This window comes from Chitinophaga sp., from assembly GCF_039596135.1.
Taxonomy (GTDB): Bacteria; Bacteroidota; Bacteroidia; order Chitinophagales; family Chitinophagaceae; genus Chitinophaga.
Map to the genome: position 1 here is coordinate 1 of NZ_JBCNKH010000004.1, position 22,559 is coordinate 22,559.

Sequence of the window (22,559 nt, forward strand, 5' to 3'; positions counted from 1 at the left end):
TGCCTTTTGCTGTTACATAGTACTTGCCAGCAGTTGTTACACTGATTGGGTTCACGCCTGCGTTATATCCATTCCATGTAATCGTTCCGTTAGATGTAGCGGTAAGGTTAATGGAAGTGATGGAACAGGTTAAAGTACCCGGTGTTGTTACTGACAATGTTGGCTTGGTGATGTCTTGACTCACTGTCACACTATCGGTAGTTGTGCAGCCGTTTGTACCTTTTGCGGTTACGTAATACTTGCCAGCAGCTGTTACCGTGATTGGGTTCACGCCTGCATTATACCCACTCCAGGTGATCGTACCATTTGAAGTAGCAGCAAGGTTGACTGATGTAGTTGAACAATTCAACACAGCTGGTGCTGTCACCGATAAAGTTGGTTTGCTGATATCCTGCGTTACTATAACCTGCCCACTACCTATACAACCAGTACCTGGATGGGTTACAGATAATATATAAGTTCCCGGAGTATTGACTACAGGATTTTGTAACGTAGAGGTAAATCCATTAGGTCCTGTCCAGCTATAGGTAACTCCTGATGTAGTAGAACTGCCAGATAAAGTTACAGTGGTGATGCTGCAGGAAAGAGAACCATTGACAGCGGCAACGGCAGTTGGAGTGATAACGGATTGCTTAACAGTTACTGTATCACTACCCGTACAACCTGTAGTAGGATTTGTTACTGTTAAAATATAATCTCCCGGAGTGGTTACAACAGGATTCTGTAAGTCACTTGTGAAATTCGCAGGGCCCGTCCATTTGTAAGTTACACCAGCTGTAGAAGAACTTCCTGATAACGTGACAGAGGTTACTTTACAGGTGAGTGAATCAGTAACCGATGCTACAGCTGTCAGGTCTCCCGCACTTGCTGCATTTACTTTCACATTGTCAACATAATAGAACTCATCCGTGCCTGTAGCGCGGGCACGAATAACGAGTTGTAAGGTACTACCTGTCATTGATGAAGAAGTAGAAACGTATGAGTAAGTCGTACTATGCCCATTGATATCTGATTTCTTTTCTGCAAAAAGTACCTCAGCACCTCCATTCAGTTTGTAGTAAAAACGAAGATAATCGGCATAAGTACCCGCATCATTCATCACTGCACCACCCGTTACAGCACTTCTTGCATTTGCACCTATGCTAACATTGGTCTTGCCAGTGATATCTATCACACCAGATGTCCAGACTCCCTCCCCGGTTGTACCTATTCCACTGATCCGGAACTCATTGTTATTAACAGAGAAAACACTACCGGAAGGCGCTGTCACTGACCATGCTGTGGTGCCGTTATCAGTAGCAGTTCCATTTGCCAGGGTGAAATCTTCATTCCAGATGGTGCTTGTAGTCGCACCATTGTTTGTAACTGTAACAGATTGTGTACTTGTACAACCATTCACAGGATTGGTTACCGTCAGTGTATAGACACCCGCTACACTTACTACAGGGTTTTGTAATGTAGATGTAAACCCTGATGGTCCTGCCCACTTGTAAGTGACACCTGCTGTAGCAGAACTACCGGATAATGTCACCGTAGAAGTACCACAAGACAATGGCCCACTCACACCTGCCGCCGCCCCCGGAGGAGTAATAGATTGGATAACCGTCACAGTATCACTACCTGTACAACCCGTGGCAGGATTCGTTACCGTTAAGATATAATCTCCCGGCGCTGTAACAGCAGGATTCTGTACATCACTTGTGAAACCTGCAGGACCCGTCCATTTATAAGTTACATCCGGAGTTGAAGATGATCCTGACAGATTCACCGATGTAACCGCACAGGTAAGCGAATCTTTTACCGTTGCTAATGCTGTCAATGAACCGGCACTTGCTGCATTTACCTTTACGTTATCCACATAATAGAATTCATCTGTACCCGTAGCTCTTGCACGAATTACCAATTGCAGGGTACTACCACTTAACGCCGCCGTTGTAGACACGTAAGAGTAAGTAGTACTATGCCCATTAATGTCAGACTTTTTCTCTGCAAAGAGCACTTCCGCACCTCCGTTTAATTTGTAGTAGAAACGAAGGTAATCAGCATATGTACCCGTATCATTCATCACTGCACCACCAGTTACGGCACTCCTCGCATTTGCACCGATACTGATATTTGTCTTGCCACTGATATCTATCACACCAGACGTCCAGACACCTTCTCCTGATGTCCCAATACCACTTATCCTGAATTCATTGCTATTCACAGAGAATACACTACCTGAAGGTGATATTACTGACCAGGCTGTAGTTCCATTGTCTGCCGCTGTTCCATTTGCCAATGTAAAGTCTTCATTCCAAATAGTACTCGTAGTAGCTACGTTATTGATCACCGTCACTGATTGACTACTTGTACAACCATTGACCGGATTGGTTACGGTGACGGTATAATTCCCTACCACACTTACCACAGGGTTTTGTGACGTAGATGTATATCCTGACGGGCCTACCCATTTATAGGTTACACCTGTTGTAGCTGAACTCGCAGTTAAGGTTACAGTTGCTGCATCACAAGACAATGGTCCACTTACTCCCACCGTTACGCCGGGGGCTGTAGTAAACTGTTTGACTGTTACTGTGTCCTTGCCGGTACACCCTGTCGATGTGTTAGTAACAGTGAGGATATAATCGCCAGCTGCGTTGACAACAGGATTCTGCTGATCACTGGTAAAGCTATTTGGACCAGTCCATTTATATGTTACGCCTGAAACTGAAGACGTACCTGATAAGGTTACTGATGTTACTGCACAGGTAAGTGAGTCTTTGACCGTAGCTACAGCTGTAGGATAGCTCACTAAACTGGCGCCTGTAAGACTAATATTGTCAAAGAAATATCTTTCTGTAGGATCTGAATTTCTTGCTCTGACTATGACCTGTAAGCTCGTACCATTCAAGGCTGCAGAGCTGACTGTCACCTTTGAGGTTCCGGTTGTTGTACTTCCTATACCCGCATAATCTTCGTACACCAATACTTCCGCGCCATTATTCAGTTTATAGGAAACCTTCATGTAGTCATCACTCTCAAAGGCATCGCTGGTACTGGCCGTTTCACTACGAAGATCCGCCGCTATTATCACATTGGTCTTGCCGGATATGTCTATAATACCAGAAGACCAGGTTGTTTCACCTGCTCCTGTATATGACACCTTAAACTCGTTGCTCTGAACGGATGCTGTTCCTGTACCTGTACTCACTATTGTCCAGGGAGTGCTTCCATTGTCGGCAACTGTACCGTTTGCAAATGTGAAGTCTTCCAGCCAGAAGTTGGTAGCCGTAGCAGAAGATGATTCTACTACGACAGACTTTGATGCTGTACAACCATTGGCCGGATTTGTAACCGTCACTGTGTATGTACCAGCTACAGTTACAGTGGGATTCTTTGATGTACTGGTAAATCCCCCCGGCCCCGTCCAGCTATACGTTGCATTGGCAACAGTAGAATTTGCACTAATGGCGACACTTGTAAGACAACCTAACACCGCCCCACTTGCATCCAGGTCAGGTGTTGTCTTGTTTTCAGTGACTGTGGCAGTTGCTGATACCGTACAACCAGTAGGCAGTGTGGCTACAACGGTGTATACTCCTCCTGCTGTAACGGTTGGATTCTGAGTAGTAGACGTAAATCCATTTGGCCCTGTCCATGCATAAGATGACACTGTGCCACTGGGGGTTACAGTAATCTGTGCATTGCTGGTACAGGTAACTGGCCCGCTTACAGTTGTAGCAAGTGTGACAGCAGGATCGATCGCCGTTACTTTTACATTGTCGAAGTAATAGAATTCATCTGTACCGGTAGCCCGTGCTCTTACTACTATCTGTAATGTGCTACTGGTAGGTATTGATACTGAAAATGTAGTATTGGTTGTGCTATGATTATTGATAGCAGATTTCTTTTCATAAAATAAAACTTCAGATCCACCGTTTAATTTATAGTAGAATCTTAAGTAATCGGCGTAGTCACCGGTATCGTTCATGACAGCACCTCCTGTTACTGAACTCCTTACTGCACCGGAAACTGTCACACTGGTTTTGCCAGTCATTGTAATACTACCGGAGGTCCAGACGCCTTCGCCTGTAGTACCGATTCCACTTATGCGGAATTCACTGTTATTGACAGAGAAAGTACTGCTTGATGGTTTGGTAACACTCCATGCTGTAGTACCATTATCTACACTCGTTCCATTAGATAATGTAAAGTTCTCCTCCCAGGTGGTGGTGGCTGCATTGCCAGCTGTAACTGTTACCGTCTGAGATGTTTTGCACCCATTAGCAGGGTTTGTAACAGTGACGGTATAATCACCTGCGGTACTTACAGTTGGATTCTTTGTCGTACTGGTAAAACTATTGGGCCCTGTCCAGCTATAGGTAGCATTGGCCACAGCCGATGCAGCTGACAGTACCACATTGGCAGCGCATGCGAGCGAACCTCCGGTTGCGGAAAGATCAGGTGCGACTTTATTTTCTGAAACGGCAACGGTAGCAGTTCCTGTACCTGAAGCACTAGTTGCTGTTACTGTATAATTTCCTGCTGTGCTTACGGAAGGATTCTGAGAGGTTGAAGTAAAGCCATTAGGCCCCGTCCAGCTATAAGTAGTGCCGCTGGCGGAAGATGTGGCTGAAAGGGTGAGAGAAGGCGATGCGCAGGTGAGCACACCACCATTGCCAGCTGTTGCGGTCACTGTTATGCCGCTCGTGCTACAAGGACCTTTCTCTTTGAAAACCCTGTATTGTTCTATATAATATTTTGACGTCTGGGTGCCTCCGTTGTTGTAATTGTAAATTCTTACAACCAATTGTACACTACTACCATTGAGTAATGCGGATGTGAAATCCAGGGTTCCAAAATTGCCGGTGCGCTGATCTAACAAGACTTCACTGCCACCGTCTATTTTGTAAAAGATCTTTACATATTCGGAGCTATTCATATCTCCTTCGGAGGTGACCTTTACAGCCACCTGCCAGTCTGTATACCCTGCGGTAGAAAAGACTTTTGAATACCACACTCCTTCTCCCCCAAGTTCCTGTGCAGTTAAGCGATTCGATTTCACGGCGAAGTATCCCGTGCTTAGTACTTTGGATGCATCAAGATACCATCCGGTAGCTGAGTTGTCTGCAGTGGTGCCATTTGCGCCGGGGAATGTGCCAGAGATGATGGGGCATTCAGGGCTTGCAAAAGCGGATGTTCGTACAAATAAAAAAATTACTGCAAAGAAAAACATGAAATGCCTTTGCATTTGAACAAGTTGGATTTTCAAGGGTATCTATTTTAAGGGATATAGGAATTTTATTTCGACGGCCACAGAATTCTATAATGACAATATGCAATAATATATAATATATTTTTCAATGAATTAAACAAAAGCGAGGCTGGTCGTTAATTATAGCGGGATAAGAGTGGAATGGAATGAGTATGTTGGGCACAAGTGTAAGATTATCATTCAGGTGAACTAATGAGTACCTTAGATTGAGTAAATGGAGGATATTACTGAGTATTGTGGTATTAAAATTTACAATAAAACGTATTTGGCAACGGTTGGGCAAGAAAATAGAAACCTTCGGATGTGATCCGGAGGTTTTTGTTTTTGAGGAAAATGCGGTAGTCTTAGCGCTAACGATGATGACTGTAACAGGCAATGGATGCCAATGGCCCCGGCATTCTATTCAGGCCGGTTTATCATGTAATCAATAGGTTATGATGCCGGTTTGGTGCAAACAATAATTCCAGATCAGATCTTCCCGTTCCGGACTAAAATACTTAACACTTTTTTTCGCTGGTTTTCTGTTGACATAATAATCACCAGAATTTCCCGGAACAGTGGATGCTGTTGCCAGGAAAACAATGGTGTCTGCACCGGATTCGGGGCTAAGGAAAAACGGACGTACCATTTTGCTTATTATATTCAGCAGAGGGCCGAGGTTGCTGTTTTTCCCAAAACTGGTAGCAACTGCGCCCGGATGAAGGGAATACACTTTCACATTAGTACGCCAGGCCAGATGTTGGGTATTCCAGATCAGAAATAATTTGGCATTGCCATATGCCCGTAACGGGTTATATCCATTTTTAAGTTCCAGGTCGTTGAAGTCAGGTTGTGCATTAAGCTGGTGAGAGTTTGATGCTACGTTGATAATACGGGCATCATCGCTTTTTTCAAGCAGATCTAACAATAGATGAGTAATTAAAAATGGAGCCGTTACATTCACTGCAAAAGTCTTTTCTATGCCATCTGCACTGACTTCTCTGACATTACTCATCAGACTGCCTGCATTATTGATAAGTATATCAATACGGGGAAATTGCTCATGTATGCGTGTACACATTTCACGAATATCCTGCATGCTGAACAGGTCTGCGGTTATTGCGCTTACCTGGGTATTTCCACTTTCAGTTATAATGTCCTGTCTTACCACTTCCGTTTTTGCAGCGTCCCGCCCGTGTATTATAACATGAAAACCCTGCCGTGAAAGGGCAACTGCGGCAGCTTTGCCAATACCACTGGTAGCACCCGTGATCAATACTGTTTTTTGCATTATTACATTTTTTACAAAACTAACAGTATAATGATATACATTTGATACCAGTTACCTAAAGGATACCAAAATGGCAAAGAAAGAACTAAGCATCGAAGAAAAAATAAAATATGTACAGGATACATTGTTTGTCATTAGTGGAAAGTGGAAATTACCCATCCTGATGGCTATTAACAATGGCAATAACCGATTCCGGGATTTACAAAGGGCTGTTCCCAATATCACTACCCGCGTACTATCGAAAGAGCTAAAAGATCTTGAAGAGAACAGACTTGTGATCCGTACAGTATATGATTCACTGCCTGTATCCGTTTTATATACAGTCACTCCATATTGTAAAAGTTTGAAACCATTGGTGGATGAAATGATTAAGTGGGGTGAAAATCATCGCGCAGAATTGAAAAAAGCGAGAAAAGTATAGATGTGGACGCAAGTTATCAGGGTACTTTAAAAATTTCATTTCGATGGGTATTAGCCCATTCGATCAATGATTCAAAGATAGGCGCTAATTTTTTACTATATGCGGTAAATGTATAGATAGTAACAGGAGGAAAGTCATCAATAGTTTTTCGTTCAACAATATGATTGGCTTCGAGCTCTTTTAGCTCTTTACTTAACATCCGGGTATTGATTTTGGGAAGGCTCTTCTGTATCTCGCTAAAGCGGGTATTGCCTGCAGCAATGGAACGAATCACGTCCAGCTTCCATTTTCCGCCAAGTACATAGAGTGCATCCTTCATCAGGCGAAGTTCTGCTGTCGAAAATACTTTGTCTTTATCGCACTTGAAATCCATATAGCAAAGATACTTTACAAAAGTAAAGCAAGCCTCAGTCCTGCATTCTTTTTAAGTTATTTTGTATCATCAAAAATTATAGATCATGGAATTGGAAAAGAACTTACAGTATTTGATGGATCGTTTTGCAATACAGGATGTGATAACAAAATATTCATTTGGACAGGATTTGCATCAGGGAAATGATAATAATATTCTGGATACATGGAAAGATGTATTTACTGACAATGCAGTACTGGATTACCGGGCGGCAGGAAGCGAACCTACATCCTATCAGAAAATGGTGCAAATTATGCGAGGTGATGGTGTAAATCCGGGTAATATGAGCAGTTTTTCAAACTGGCAACACCTGGTTGGTAATCCGGTGGTGACTATTGATGGCGATGTAGCAATTGCAAGAACCGACCTTTGGGCTACACATAAAGGGAAAGTTATAGATGGAAAGCCCAATCCTTCGTTGTATGTAGCTGGTGCCTTTTCCGACGAACTTGTCCGTACCAGAGATGGATGGCGGATTAGTTTTCGTAAACTGGAACTCCACTTCATGGATGGAATCAACACGTTATAGTTCGTGTCATTGTGCTATTACTCAACGGGGTGCACTGCTTATACAGGTCAATCTGTTGATCCGGAACATGAAAACCAACCAGTACCTACCATGAACAAAAGGAGTTTTCGGATGAACAATCGCTCGGGGTTTGATATCTTTACTACATGTGACAGGCATCATTTACACTGGCTGACCCTCAGACCAGGGAGTTGGCCCTGAAGATCACCTATTTTAAAGATGATAGCCTTTTCAAAGGCCCCGAAGCTTTAGTTTCATTAAATTTTAATAATAATCTGTTTCATGCAATTGAAGACAACATCCTTAACGACTGCGTTCATCTTATTATTTACTTTTGTAAATGCTCAAGATCAAAAATCCACAGGCAGGATTGCTGTAACTGCAAAGTGGATGATTGATGTTCGTTCCGGCAAGGAAATTCCAGATGCAGTTATACTAATAGAAAACAATAAAATTACAGGAGTAGGTTCTAACCTCAAAATTCCCGATAGTGTACAAACTATTGCATTAGGTGATGTAACGCTTTTGCCGGGGCTTATTGATGCTCATACTCATTTACTTCACCAATATTATGCAAGATATGGAGATGATAACCCGAATAGGATTTTGGAAATGACTCAGCTCGGGCCAGCTAAAAGAGCATTACTAGGTGCAAGGTTAGCACGTGAAATGCTAGAGGCTGGCTTTACCTCTGTACGTGATTTAGGTAATTCCAGTATCAATGCCGACATTGCATTAAGAGACGCTATTAATAATGGAGATGTGATCGGACCCCGTATGTTTGTTTCCACCAGAGCACTTTCTCCTGTAGGTGGTCAGTTTCTGTCAATGACACCAGCTGCGCAGCAGTTATTGGGCGAAGAATATGTTCAGATAAGTGGTGTAGAAGAAGCCCGGAGGGCCGTACGGCAGGCTATATATGATGGCGCTGATTGCATAAAAGTTATAGCCAATTCTGGCTCCCGCAGGTTATCTTTAGAGGAAATGAAAGTTATTGTAGAGGAAGCGAGACGGGCTAATCTGCCAGTAGCCGTACATGCAACCGATGGAGACGGCCCTTCTATGACAGCAGTCGAGGCAGGGGTGAGTTCTATTGAACACGCGTATACCGTTTCTGAAACAGTGCTTAACCTAATGGCCAAAAAGAATATTTTTTTAGTTCCCACAGATGTATATGGGGTTACAAGATATCAGGAAAGAATCAAAAGAGCCATAAAAGCGGGTGTGCGGATAGCAATAGGTTCGGATATTTATTATGAATTTCAGGGAAAGACCCGAGGTCAGGCCAGCGCAGGAATGTATAAAACTTATGTAGCATCAGGAATGACCAATATTGAAGTATTACGTGCAGCAACACTTAATCCTGCTGATTTAATAGGAAACAATTCAATAGGCGCCATTGAAGTTGGGCGTTTTGCAGATATTATTGCAGTGAAGGGAAATCCGATAATTGATATCGGTGTTTTGGAAGGGGTGGTTTTTGTAATGAAAGATGGTAAGGTTTATAAGTAGCGGTAGTATAAGCATAAATGCACGTCTTCATTTCCTGATCCGGGAGCTAATAATGCCCGAATTTTATCTAAAAATTATCGTCCTGTCCGCTACCGAAACCAGCCTTTACCTTTAAAACCTGATGGCGGTGAGCATGCGCGAGAAGATCCATAATACATTGAATTTCAACTCACTAATCCATTTAATTTTAAATTGTCCATATTAGCGGAATGGTGTAATTTGCAATTGCAATAAGTAATACACACCTTTCCTTGTTCATAAATCCAGAGCGATTAAGAATGGCTCTCTAAGTGCTATTTTTTTTACTTAAAACTCTGATTTATGAGAAAATTCTCTCTTCTTCTTGCCAGCACACTTTTACTGATCGGCATCAGTAAAGGTTCGTATGGGCAGGCATCTGCAACTGCCAGCGTCACGGCTACCATTGTAACTCCTATTGCAATTTCCAAGACGACTGATATGAACTTTGGCCGGGTAGCGGTTACCTCCACTGCAGGTACTGTAGTACTGGCTGCTGCAGGTACCCGCTCCACTACTGGTGGTGTTACCTTACCTTCTACCGGTGGTACTTCTGACGTATCACCAGCGGTCTTTGCAGTATCAGGTACAGCCAATTACACTTATGCCATTACGCTACCTTCTTCAGATGTAACCATCACCGATGGCACTAATACCATGACTGTGAATACCTTTACCAGTAGCCCTACTGTTGCATCAGGTGGTACACTGGACGCCAGTGGCGACCAAAACTTACGGGTAGGCGCTACACTGCATGTGAGTGCAAACCAGGCTGCAGGGGTGTATACAACCTCCACCCCATTCACGGTAACGGTAAACTATAACTGATTAAAAAGGCCCTATTGTTAATTATGGGATTGGTAAGGCAGCGGCATCCACTGTCGCGCAAAGGGATATTATTTGCCATTATTTTATTGATTCCTCTCCTGGTCCAGGCCCAGGGCAACCTGCTGATTACTCCCCGGCGGGTAGTCTTTGAAGGAGGGAAAAAGATCCAGGAACTCAATCTTGCCAATAATGGCGCAGATACCGCAAGATTTGTCATCTCGATGGTAGAGATCAGGATGAATGAAGATGGCTCGTTCGAGAATATTACTGTTCCGGATTCCGGACAACAGTTTGCCAGTGACTTCCTCCGGTTCTTTCCTCACAGCGTTACTCTGCCACCCCGGGAGGCACAGGTAGTGAAACTGCAGCTACAACATACGGCTGATCTGGAACCCGGTGAATATCGCTCTCATATTTATTTCAGAGCTGTACCTAATCAAAAACCATTGGGAGCCGAGAAAACACTGGAAGACTCACAGACCATCTCTATCAAACTTATCCCTGTTTTTGGCATCTCCATTCCTGTGGTTATCCGGGTAGGTGAAAATAATGCTACCGCCAGTATATCGGATCTTTCCCTTTCTATGGACACCATCCCAAGATTAAATGTCACTTTCCATAGAGCGGGAAATATGTCGGTGTATGGAAATGTGAGCGTAGACCATATTTCACCTAATGGCAAAGTAACCCCGATCGGTTTTATCAAAGGTGTAGCAGTGTATACTCCCAACCGGAAAAGGCAATTACGTATAGCGCTGGCAAAAGTAAACGGTATCAACTATCATGCGGGCAAACTAAGGGTGTCTTACCATGAAGACTCCCAGACAAATGCAAAACCTGGCACGCTGGCTACTTCTGAAATTACTTTATACTAGCCTTGCCCATCAAGGCAAGCATATTGATGAGCATGCAGAAATTATTGCAATCTATATTTTTACTAATCATCTCCGTTCCCTTGTTTGTCCCATTAAACCTTATGGGACAAACAAGCTGGATTGGTGGAGTCAGTACTGCCTGGAACAACAGTGCAAACTGGACGGCTGGCGTACCGACAGCCACTGTAGATGCTGTTATCGGAGATGCAAACTTTACCGGTCCTTTTCATCCTAATATCAGCACTTCGTCAGTTTGTCATTCACTCACCATCAGTAGCAATAATAGCCCCGTGCTCTCTATATCCAAAGGTCTTACCATAGCCGGAGATCTAAACCTCAACGCTGGTGGCACTATTTCTCAGAAAGGAGTAACTGTCACTATCAAAGGCAACTGGAATAATTCAGGAACTTATACCACCACGAGTACCAATTCCAAAGTAACCTTTGGTGGTACTACCCAAAGCATTAACGGTAATGCTACTACTTTCAGAAGACTCACTATAAACGCCGGCAGTACTGTAACACTCAATGTCAATACCAGTGTGAGTGGCGCCATGTCTGTGAGTGGTACCTTCCTGCCTGCCGAAAATGCTACTCCTGAGGTTGTTTCCGGTTCAGGTACGCTCTCTGTCGGCGCTACAGGCATATTGAAAGTAAATGCATCCACCTTTGCGGGCAACTATGGCCTCAGTTCCATTAGCCTTAGTGCCGGCAGCACCGTAGATTACAGCGCTACGCTGGTGAACCAGACCATCAGGGAAACACTGACCTATTCTACCCTTACCATCAGCGGCAGTGGCACCAAAACACCTGCTGGTAACCTGAATGCTTTAAACTCCACCACCTCCACAGCGGGAATCATCAATGTGAAAACCGGTACACTGGACCTCTCTACATTTACTGCCAACAGAGGTACATCAGTAGCCGGTGGATCTATCCTGGTGGCCAATGGCGCTACCCTGAAGCTGGGTGGTACCACTACCTTTCCGGCCAACTATAGTACTGTATCTCTAAGCCTGACCAGCACTGTAGAATATTCGGGCACCAACCAGACAGTAGCTGCGGCAACATATGGCAACCTTACCCTGTCTGCATCAAGCGGTACAATTGTAAAGACCATGCCGGCTACGGATTTTATCGTGGCGGGCAACTTTGTCAGTAACATCAATGCAGGTACTTCCCTTACGTTTACCGGCGCTTCTAATATCACCTTCAGTGGAAATGTGACCATCGGTGCTTCTACTACCTTCAATGGCAGCACGTTTAATTATAACCTGGGTGGTAACTGGATTAACAATGGCACCTTCACAGGGAATACCTCTACTGTATTGATGAATGCCCCCGGCTCTTCTATCAGCGGGTCGGGTACTCAGAATTTCAATAACCTGACTATCGGCGCTTCTAATATCACAGCACCTGCTACCACCACCATCAACCTTTCGGGAAACCTGGCTACCACTGGCCCCGGTGAGTTTACCTGTGCCAGCGGAAATACCTTTACGATGTCAGGCACCTCTAAAACCATTACGGGTACGAATATTGTTTTTGACAACCTGACTGTATCCGGCTCTGTCACTGCCAGCAACGACCTCACTATTACAGGCAACCTAAGTGTAAGCGGTACACTTACGGGTTCTGGCAATACCATCACGCTTAGTGGTGCCTCCAAAACAATTTCAGGAGCAGGAACTGTCAACTTTAACAGCCTGGTGGCATCCGGGAGTATTACCACCGCCATCAACTTCTCCATCGGATCGTCCTTGTATGTAAGCGGTACCCTGACTGCCTCAGCCGGCACAGCTACGTTCACCGGCACCAGCTCACTGACAGGTACTGCCAACCTTTTTAACGTCAACCTGAATGGCACCTCATTACAGTTATCCACCAATGCTGTATTGGGTATTGCCAATACATATACGGTTACCAGTGGCACACTCAATGTAACGTCTACTGCTCCCAATACAGTCAATTATAACGGTTCCGGGGCACAAACAGTGACTGCCAGCACCTATGGTAACCTGACATTATCTAACGGAAGTACCAAGACAGCAGGAGGAAATATTTCTGTAAATGGTGACCTTACGATTGCTACCAGCACTACTTTTAGCGGGTCTACGGCTACAGTCACCGTCATGGGTAACTGGTACAACAATGGCACCTTTACAGCATCCTCCAGCACAGTTGCGTTCACAGGTAGTGCAGATGCAACGATTAATGGGGCCACTACTTTCAACATCCTTACGCTCAATAAATCTGCTACCACCAACCAGCTTACCCTGAATGCCAATACCACGGTAGGCACGCTGAATATGACCCAGGGTGGAATGAGCACAGGGAGCAATATGGTCATCATTACAACCACCCGTACCGGTCCTGGTATTATCATCGGTACCATCAGAAGACAACATGCTTTTAGCCTGCTTACCCCCTATACGTTTGAAGGACCTGATAACCAGATCACCTTTACCGGGATCACACTGGCGGTAACGGCCATAACGGTGACGGTTACAAAAGGCGCTGTGACGGACTTCCCTTCTGGTAGTGCTATCAACCGGGAATATACTATCACTGTAACGGGTACTAATATCTCCATTGCCACCCTGCGATTGCACTATGAAGATGCAGAACTGAACGGGAACACAGAATCGGCATTAACACTGTGGCACAATACCGGCTCTGGCTGGAGCTCATCCGGAAGTAGTTCCAACAGCACTACTTCCAATTATGTAGAACAAATTTTATTAGGAGATGTCACCAATCGCTGGACATTATCCAGCACGCTGAATGTAGCCAGGTGGAATGGTTCTGTGAGCAGCAACTGGGCCACAGCGGGTAACTGGACAACGGTTACAGGCTCTCCTTCTACCCCTCCGGGTGTAAATGATATCGCAGAAATTGGTACCGCTGCTTTTACGAACCAACCAGTGATTACCAGTGCCGCTTCTGTAAAAAGTATTCAATTTGGTAGTGTGCAGGCTGCTACACTTACCCTGAATGCTGGCGGCTCTCTCACTACTGCAGGTAATATTTCCGGCACCTGGAGCACCAATGCCACCCATACCATCAATGCTAATAACCAGAATATTACTGTGAATGGAGACCTATCACTGAGCGATGGTACTTCGGGAGATGTGATCAATCTGAATGCAGGCACAGGTACAATTACAGTCGGCGGATCACTAACCGAATCAGGAGGTGCCAATGTAACTTTTTCCGGTGCAGGTAACCTCAATATCGGGAATAATTTTAATTATACTAACGGCACCTTCACCCCATCTACCAGCACTGTTACCTATAATGGTACCAATGCACAAATTGTAGCAGGTGTTCCTTATTACAACCTGACAATAAATACTACGGGAGGTATTGCTACACTGGGAAGTGCTACCAGTGTAGCCGGCAATCTATCTGTCAGCGCGGGTGAACTGGATATCAGTGGCGCTACTAATATAACCGGCGATGTGACCATTGCCTCCGGTGCTATTCTAAACGGTGGCACTGTCACCAATACCGTGGGTGGCAACTGGAACAACAGTGGCACATTCGTCCCTTCAGGCGGTACCATCACTTTCAATGGGAGCGGCGCACAAAGTATATCTGCCAGCTCTTTCAATAACCTTATCATCAATAAAGCAGGTGGTACCGCTACTCTTTCCGGCAATGTGAGCATCAACAGCGACCTTACACTCAGCAGTGGTACCTTATCGCTGTCTACCTTTACCTGCAACCGCAGTTCTTCGGGCGGTACCTGTACCCTCACCAATGGGACTACATTGCTGGCAGGAGGAACCAATAACTTCCCGGCAAATTTTGTTACCTATGCTTCAGGTACCAGCAGCACTGTCAACTATAATGGTACAGTTGCCCAGAGAGTAGCCCCTGTGACCTACGGTAACCTTATCTTCACCAATGGAGGTACCAAAACCCTTAATGGGAATGCCATTGTGAACGGCGACCTTACTATTAACAGTGGCGCTACATTCAGTGGTAGTAGTTACTCTATTACCCTCGGCGGCAACTGGGTAAATAGTGGCACCTATACGCCTGCAAGCAGTACTGTGATATTGAACGGTAGTGGCAAGACCATTACAGGTACTACTACCTTCAATAAGGTGACTGTATATGGTAGTTATACGGTGGCAGGTAGCGATCAGTCGTATAATGGATTGCTCTTTATTACGGCTACCGGCACTTATAATGCCGGATCTGGTTCGGCCACTGTGAATGGAGACCTGACCAACAGCGGCGTGCTGACAAGTACCGGCACCACCACCTTTACCGGCACTGTAGTACAAACCATCCGCCTGCTCAATGCCATTACTTCCAATTCAAGTGGGGTTATTAATTTCAATGGTTCCATATCTCCTGTACTGAACTCTACCAGCACACCAACATTTGCTACACTGAACGTGAATAATACAGCAGGAGTGAATCCCAGCGTAGGCTGGACTGTTGTAATCGCCTTCAACGTTGGTACCGGGGGCATTTTCAATGGCGGCCCTTCTACCCATACTATACTGGGTAGTTTTACCAATAATGGTACCGTAACCAGTACAGGCATACTGAACTTCACGCCCAGCACCGCAAAGACTATAAAACTATTGGGTACTACCTTCAACAGCTCAGGAACAGTGCTCTTTGCCGGTAGTGGCGCAATGTCAGTAACCGGCACACCTACTGCGCTGAACAACGTGACTATAACCAATACCGCCGGCGTTACTCCTGCTAACAACTGGACGGTGGGTGGCAACTTTGTGATCGCCAATAATGCCATCTTCAATGCCGGCAGTAATAGTTATACGGTAGCCGGTGATATGGAAAGTGATGGTACGCTGAACGGAGGCACTTCTACCTTTACCCTGAGTGGAGCCAGCAACAGCCTTACTGGTAGCCCGGGTACTACTTTCTATGACCTGGTGATTACGGGTAATATTGCTGCCAACTCTGATTTCAATGTGGCGCATAACTTTACGAACAATAACCTGTTTGACGCTACTGTAGGCACTGTCATTTTCACTGGCTCACTGGCTTCTGTAATTGGAGGTACATCTTCGCCTTATACGCTGGCACAGTTCACCATCAATAAAACAAGTGCTACTACCTCGCTGGCACAGAATACAGTGGGTGTGGCAGACCTCCATGTACAAAGCGGCACATTCGATAATGCAGGTTTTTCAGTAACACAGGATGCTGGTGGTGGCATACTGACCATTGACGACAATGCGCTGTACAGGGTAGGTGGTACCACCTCCTTACCTACATTTACAAGCTATGCTATCGATACACTCAGTAACGTAGAATATTATGGCGGTACCCAGGCGATCAATGCCGATACCTCCTACGGCAACCTGCAGATAACGGCAGCAGGCAATAAAACTGCCTCAAAGATGCTGCACATCTTAAGTAACTTCACACTCTCCAACGGTACTTTTATACCCGGCAGTTTTGTGGATACACTGGAAGGTAGCTGGAGTATGACAGGTGGCACCTTTACCAATACCGGCAATACTTTCGTCTTCTCTGGCACTGGCGTGCAGAATATTTCTTCTACCGGCGCCTTCAATAATCTGCAGGTAAAAAAAGCCAGCGGAAATATTACCATGGGTACGAATGTAACAGTGAATACTACCCTCAATTTCATTAAAGGAATTATACAAACGGGCACCTTCACTATGATCATTCCTGCCACCGGCAGTGTAACCGGGGCATCTGCCAGCACAGGATGGGTGTATGGAAAATTACAGAAAAATGTAAGCACCGGTACCAGTGTGACCCGGAATTATGAAGTTGGCGATGGCACTAATTATTCTCCGGCCACATTACTCTTTGCCAGCGTAACTACAGCTGGTAATATGACAGGAACGGCAACGGCTACTGAGCATCCCAACATTGCGACCTCTCCATTAAACCCTAACAGGAGCGTGAACCGGTATTGGTCTTTTACCAACAGCGGTACCGTCTTTACCACTACCTCAGTTACTGTAAACTGGGTAGCGGGAGATGTAGATGCGGGGTCTACTACTTCTAATTTTAAAGTGGCCAATTATAATGGCAGCACCTGGACCTCGCCCACCACAGTATCTCCGCTGGCTACCTCTATCCAGGCTACAGGGCTGAGCAGCATTGGAGATATTGCAGTTGGTGAGCTGCTGAACAGCAATACCTGGACAGGGGCTGTAAGTACCAACTGGTTCCTGACCGGCAACTGGTCTGCCAGCTTTGTTCCACTCACTACAACAGATGCGATTATTCCGTCTGCGCTCACCAATTATCCCAATATTACTACCGGTACTGCCACGACCCATAACCTGACTATTCAGACCGGGGCCTCTGTAACAGTGAATGGTGGCGCCATGCAGATCAGCGGCACCATTTCCAATTCAGGTACATTCACGGCCACCAATGGCAGCATTGAGCTGAATGGCAGCGTTGCACAGACAATACCCGCCAGCACCTTTGCCACCAATACCGTTAATAACCTCACCTCCAATAATAGTGCTGGCATAACGGTATCAGGCACGCTCAATATTGCGGGGATATTGAAAGTGACTACAGGTACACTGACCACTGGTGGATTTATTACCCTGTTATCGACCGCTACCCAAACAGCCCTGATCGATGGTAGTGGCAGCGGCAGTGTGAGTGGCAATGTTACCATGCAGCGATACCTTCCTTCTGCATTTGGCTACAGGTATGTAAGCTCTCCATTCCAATCGGCTACAGTGAGCCAGCTGGCAGATGATATTAACCTGAGTGCCTCTTTCCCTACGCTGTATAGTTATGTAGAGAATGTTGCTTATTCCGGCTGGACTGCCTATACCACCACAACGAACGCATTGGTGCCTATGGCCGGATATGCCGCTAATTTTGGCAGCAGTACGGCAGCGGTAACATTCAATATGACGGGCACTGTCAATAATGGTACTATCACATCACCCACATTTACCAATAACAACCAACCGTATACCCTTGGCTTTAACCTGGCGGGCAATCCGTATCCATCTCCTGTTGACTGGAATGCGGCTGGTGGCTGGACGAAGACGAATATCGACAATGCGATCTATTACTTTAATAATGGTACTACAGATCAGTATGCCGGTACCTATAGCTCTTATATCAATGGTATTTCCAGCGATGGTGTGGCCAATAATATCATTCCTGCCATGCAGGGTTTCTTTGTACATGTGTCTAATGGTACTTTCCCGGTGACGGCCACTTTCGCTGTCAATAATACCGCCCGTGTCAATAACCTCACCCCTAATTATCACAGGGATGCACCGGCTACTGTGCCTTTATTAAGGCTGGCAGCAGGGTTTACAGAAGATGGATCAGGGGAAGATATGGCGGTGGTATATTTTGATCATAGTGCCGTGAAGGAATTTGATCAGACGATGGATGCGCTGAAGATAATGAATACGGACCCTTCAGTACCGAATATGTTTATGCGGGGTACTGATACCAATCGCCTGTCGGTATATGCATTGCCGTATTTACAGGATAGTACGTTTGTGATACCACTGGGACTATATACAAAGAAGACGGGGTATCTCACCTTCAGGGCTGCAGATCTGCTGCGCATGCCTGCCGGATGGCATATCTATCTGAAAGATGGGGAAGACACTTATCAGCAATTGACGGCAGATGCACATTACCGGACGTACGTCAATGCAGGAAATGATGACAGGCGGTTTTCCATTGTGTTTAGTTTGAAAGCCCTGGGTACTGCTCCGGACAATACTACTTTCAATGCTTATAGTGCACATGGGAAGATATTCGTAGCACTGGACCTGGAAGCTGGCGAAACGGAACAGCTGACAGTATGCAATGTATCAGGACAGGTATTATTCCGTACAACTGTGACGGGTAGTGGTGTACGGGAGCTGGGTCCGTCGTTTAGCAGTGGTATCTATATGGTAAGTTTATATTCAAAGAAAGGGTTGAGGACGAAAAAGGTTTTTGTGGCGCATCAGTAAATATTCGATAGCATGAATGGCTTTATTACCGGCATATTATTCTTGATGGGTGTATTGGCAGCTTTACCTTCCAGGGCACAGCAGCCGCCTCCCCGCCCCATAGCCATATACGTAAACCCTGCACAGGGCTTACGCTTTGGTGCATTTACAATGGGGGCTTCCGGTGGCACGGTAACGGTATTTTCAGATGGATCAAGATCCAGTACAGGTAGCGTGGTGCTGTTACAAATGGGTGTCTCTTTTGCACCGGCCATATTTGAGGTGGATGCCAACCCCGGAACATTGATTCAGATTGTAAACGGTTCGTCTGCTTTGCTGACAGGCAGTAACGGGGGAACATTGACGATGACGATAGGCGCTTCCAGTACGGGGAGTCCCTTTATTGCTACGGCTACACCACCGGCCAGAACACTGGTGCGGATAGGTGGTACACTGACGGTAGGCAATATCCTGGCCAATCCACCAGGGCAATACAGTGGAACGTTCAATGTGACTTTTATACAGGAATAATGTTGAAGGACTATGGAAATATGATCAACAGTTGTATGTCTGAATACAGGCATATGTGGAGTTGTTTGTTATGCCTGTTGCTTACCTTGTCAGTACTTGCGAAAGGGCCGGGGCCGGGAGGAGGCCCTGGTGGCGGGCCAGGGGGAGGTGCTCATAGCGGAGGTCCGGGACCTAGTGGTGGACCTGGCCCTGGTGGCGGAGGAACTGGGCCTGGGGGAAGTGGGCCTGGCCCCGGTGGAAGTGGACCTGGTCCGGGATCACCCGGGTATGAAGAAGAATTTGATTATGATGAGGTTTCAGTCACCTTCATTGTAAAAGATATAGGCGGGGTGGAAATGCCAGCTGTGATACATAATGATACGGTGTACCTGCCGGTAAGTACGTTGTTCAATTTTCTGAAGATCAGGAATATTCCGTCTGCTGGCCTGGATTCCGTCTCCGGTTTCTTTGTTGACCAGCAGTTCCCTTATGTGATAGATCACAAGCACAGGCAAATCACTTATCAGCATAAGACCTTTCCCCTGCCACAGCAGAGCATTGTGCGCATTGCAGATGAGATTTATTTACGCACGGATATCCTTGGCCTCGTGTTTGGTCTGAATTGTAAATTCATATTCCGCAACCTGGCCGTTAATATGGAAACAAAAGTGGAGCTCCCTGTTGTAAGAGAAATGCGGCAGGAGCTGATGCGCCAGAACATTAGCAAGCTGAAAGGTGAAATGGAGGCAGATACTACAATTGGGCGTACTTATCCCCTCTTCCATTTTGGTATGGCCGACTGGGCTGTGATCGCCACCCAGCGGAAACCCGGTTTTTCCGATACCCGCCTCAACCTGAACTTAGGTGGTATGCTGGCAGGTGGAGAAGCCTTTGTATCTCTTAACTACAACAACTTCACCCAGCAGACTACAAAAACCAGTGTCTCGCATGACAGTAACTACATCAGGCCGCTGGATGAAAGACAACAATTTTACCGCTGGCGTTATGCCAACAATGACAACACTGCACTGCGGCAGATCATTGCCGGGAAACTATATGCCAGCTCCATTGCATCCATCTTTGCACCCGTGGTAGGTGTAACACTGACGAATACCCCTACTTCTTTCAGACGTTCTTATGGCACCTATACATTGAGCAATTTTACCGATCCTAACTGGATCGTGGAGCTATATGTAAATGGCGTGCTGGTAGACTATACCCGGGCTGATGCTGCAGGTTTTTTTAGCTTCCAGGTACCACTGGTGTATGGGAATACACAGGTAACGCTGCGCTATTATGGCCCCTGGGGAGAGGAAAGGTTTAAGGATGAGAATATAGTCGTGCCCTTTAATTTCCTACCTTATAAAGAGTTTGAATACAACGCTACGGCAGGGATGGTGGAAGATTCCCTGCATAGCCATTATGCACATGTACAGGGTAATTATGGACTGACCCGGCAAATCACCATTGGAGCGGGAATGGAATATCTTTCTTCTGTAAGAACCGGCAAAGGGATGCCGTTTGTAAACATGTCTATGCTGGTGGCAAGAGGGCTGCTATTCACCGCTGATTATGTCTACAATGTACGTGCAAGAGGTATTATGACCTACCGGCACAGGACCGGGCTGGAGGCAGAGTTTGATTATATCAGGTATAAAGAAGGGCAGAAAGCGATCAATTTTAATTATAAGGAAGAACATAAACTGATCGTATCAAGACCGGTGAACTTTCCTCATTTTTCATCCTTTACAAGGGTAACGCTGGATCATATTCTGCTGCCGGGCAATATTAATTATACGACTGCAGAATGGCTGGTGACCGGCTCTATAAAAAGGATAGGTACGAATCTTTCTACCTATGGTTTCTTCCTTGAAAATACCCAACCTTATATTTATAGCAACCTGGCCTTTACCGTTCCTCTTGCCAAAGGTCTCATCTTCCTCCCACAGGTACAGTATGGTTATAGTGATCACAGATTCACATATGTAAGAGGGGAGATCGGCAAGTATATCATGAACCGGGGCTATGTCAATTTTACATTTGAACAGAATTATAAAAGTAATATCACTAATGTGGGTATTGGTTTTCGGTATGACCTGGATTTTGCACAAACGTCCCTGTCTGCCTGGAGAGGATCAGGCGTGAGCACGATCGTGGAAGCTGTTCGGGGTGGTATGATGTACGATAAACGTACTCATCACTTCGACCTGAATAATCGCATCAATGTAGGTACTGGTGGTGTGACATTAGTACCTTTCCTGGACCTGAATGCCAATGGAAAGCGGGATAAAAATGAGCCGAAGGTAGCTGATGTGAAGGTGAGTGTCAGGTATGGGAATGTGATCTATAGTAAATCTGATTCTACTATTATGATCACACAGCTGGAACCTTTTGTGAACTATTATGTGACAGTGGATGCGAATAGCCTGGAAAACATAGCCTGGCGGCTCGACAACAGGACTTACAGTATTGCCATTGATCCGAATAATCTGAAGCTGGTAGAAATACCTGTGACGGTGGTGGGCGAAGTAAACGGCCGGGTATTCCTGGACAATGTACCACAGGGCCGTGTGCTGGTGCTGATCAGGAATAGTAAAGGGGGGCTTGTGGCCAGGGCACTCACAGAACCGGACGGAACGTTTAATTATATTGGCCTGCCCCCCGGAAACTATACTGCCAGTATAGACCAGGTACAGTTGAATAAATTGCAGCGCAAATCAGTACCGGGTAGTATTCCATTTACTATCCGGGTGCTAAGGGATGGAGATGTGGTCGAGAAGATTATATTCAGGATGGAGTGAGGATTGATTTTTTTTCAGTAATATCGTAAAGCGTTTTTTTAAGAAAGAAGTGGGGAAATAAAGAAATTTATGTTGCAAAGTGCGAAAGTGATTTTTTCTTTTCTGCTTACGTTCGACAGTCTCCTGGCTGTTGGCCAACCCCCAAAGGATACAGCCCCCAAAGAACAAAAAACG

Annotated in this window: 11 protein-coding genes; 8 read left to right on the forward strand and 3 right to left on the reverse strand. The window is 45.6% G+C overall.

The window, feature by feature from the left end; translation table 11 throughout:
• A partial coding sequence (locus ABDW16_RS04350; RefSeq protein WP_343667959.1) for a hypothetical protein occupies positions 1 to 5,233 on the reverse strand: 5,233 nt, incomplete at its 3' end.
• A 448-nt stretch (positions 5,234 to 5,681) separates the two neighbouring features.
• The gene (locus ABDW16_RS04355) at positions 5,682 to 6,527 is read right to left on the reverse strand and encodes an SDR family NAD(P)-dependent oxidoreductase (RefSeq protein WP_343667960.1); all 846 of its coding nucleotides are present in this window, start codon (positions 6,525 to 6,527) and stop codon (positions 5,682 to 5,684) included.
• Positions 6,528 to 6,597: 70 nt separating this feature from the next.
• Between ABDW16_RS04355 and ABDW16_RS04360 the strand changes: the two genes are divergently transcribed.
• Positions 6,598 to 6,948 (forward strand): helix-turn-helix domain-containing protein, encoded by a 351-nt coding sequence (locus ABDW16_RS04360; RefSeq protein ID WP_343667961.1) that lies wholly within the window; start codon positions 6,598 to 6,600, stop codon positions 6,946 to 6,948.
• Positions 6,949 to 6,964: 16 nt separating this feature from the next.
• Here the strand turns inward: ABDW16_RS04360 and ABDW16_RS04365 are convergent, their stop codons facing one another.
• Complete coding sequence (locus ABDW16_RS04365; protein WP_343667963.1) at positions 6,965 to 7,321, reverse strand: helix-turn-helix domain-containing protein; 357 nt, start codon at positions 7,319 to 7,321, stop codon at positions 6,965 to 6,967.
• Positions 7,322 to 7,406: 85 nt separating this feature from the next.
• On the opposite strand from ABDW16_RS04365, the gene ABDW16_RS04370 reads away from it, so the two are divergent.
• The 7 genes from ABDW16_RS04370 (at position 7,407) to ABDW16_RS04400 (ending at position 22,385) form a co-directional block, all read left to right on the forward strand.
• Positions 7,407 to 7,889, forward strand: a complete 483-nt coding sequence (locus tag ABDW16_RS04370) for a nuclear transport factor 2 family protein (protein ID WP_343667964.1) — start codon at positions 7,407 to 7,409, stop codon at positions 7,887 to 7,889.
• 282 nt (positions 7,890 to 8,171) lie between these two features.
• Positions 8,172 to 9,401: an amidohydrolase family protein gene (locus ABDW16_RS04375; protein ID WP_343667965.1), complete on the forward strand. Its 1,230-nt coding sequence runs from the start codon at positions 8,172 to 8,174 to the stop codon at positions 9,399 to 9,401.
• Between the two features lie 321 nt (positions 9,402 to 9,722).
• Complete coding sequence (locus tag ABDW16_RS04380) at positions 9,723 to 10,247, forward strand: DUF4402 domain-containing protein (RefSeq protein WP_343667966.1); 525 nt, start codon at positions 9,723 to 9,725, stop codon at positions 10,245 to 10,247.
• Between the two features lie 23 nt (positions 10,248 to 10,270).
• Complete coding sequence (locus tag ABDW16_RS04385; protein WP_343667967.1) at positions 10,271 to 11,122, forward strand: hypothetical protein; 852 nt, start codon at positions 10,271 to 10,273, stop codon at positions 11,120 to 11,122.
• 101 nt (positions 11,123 to 11,223) lie between these two features.
• A complete protein-coding gene (locus tag ABDW16_RS04390; RefSeq protein WP_343667968.1) occupies positions 11,224 to 19,095 on the forward strand; it encodes a hypothetical protein in 7,872 nt (2,623 codons plus the stop codon).
• A gap of 12 nt (positions 19,096 to 19,107) precedes the next feature.
• Positions 19,108 to 19,605 (forward strand): DUF4402 domain-containing protein, encoded by a 498-nt coding sequence (locus ABDW16_RS04395; protein WP_343667969.1) that lies wholly within the window; start codon positions 19,108 to 19,110, stop codon positions 19,603 to 19,605.
• Positions 19,605 to 22,385, forward strand: coding sequence for a carboxypeptidase-like regulatory domain-containing protein (locus ABDW16_RS04400; protein WP_343667970.1), 2,781 nt, complete (start codon positions 19,605 to 19,607; stop codon positions 22,383 to 22,385). Before ABDW16_RS04395 ends, ABDW16_RS04400 begins: the two co-directional genes overlap by 1 nt.
• The last annotated feature ends 174 nt before the right edge of the window (positions 22,386 to 22,559 follow it).

Coding starts and splice junctions, on each gene's coding strand:
- ABDW16_RS04375 (WP_343667965.1), top strand. CDS start 8,172: ATGCAATTGAAGACAACATCCTTAACGACTGCGTTCATCTTATTATTT.
- ABDW16_RS04380 (WP_343667966.1), top strand. CDS start 9,723: ATGAGAAAATTCTCTCTTCTTCTTGCCAGCACACTTTTACTGATCGGC.
- ABDW16_RS04355 (WP_343667960.1), bottom strand. CDS start 6,527: ATGCAAAAAACAGTATTGATCACGGGTGCTACCAGTGGTATTGGCAAA.
- ABDW16_RS04370 (WP_343667964.1), top strand. CDS start 7,407: ATGGAATTGGAAAAGAACTTACAGTATTTGATGGATCGTTTTGCAATA.
- ABDW16_RS04385 (WP_343667967.1), top strand. CDS start 10,271: ATGGGATTGGTAAGGCAGCGGCATCCACTGTCGCGCAAAGGGATATTA.
- ABDW16_RS04365 (WP_343667963.1), bottom strand. CDS start 7,321: ATGGATTTCAAGTGCGATAAAGACAAAGTATTTTCGACAGCAGAACTT.
- ABDW16_RS04395 (WP_343667969.1), top strand. CDS start 19,108: ATGAATGGCTTTATTACCGGCATATTATTCTTGATGGGTGTATTGGCA.
- ABDW16_RS04400 (WP_343667970.1), top strand. CDS start 19,605: ATGTTGAAGGACTATGGAAATATGATCAACAGTTGTATGTCTGAATAC.
- ABDW16_RS04390 (WP_343667968.1), top strand. CDS start 11,224: ATGGGACAAACAAGCTGGATTGGTGGAGTCAGTACTGCCTGGAACAAC.
- ABDW16_RS04360 (WP_343667961.1), top strand. CDS start 6,598: ATGGCAAAGAAAGAACTAAGCATCGAAGAAAAAATAAAATATGTACAG.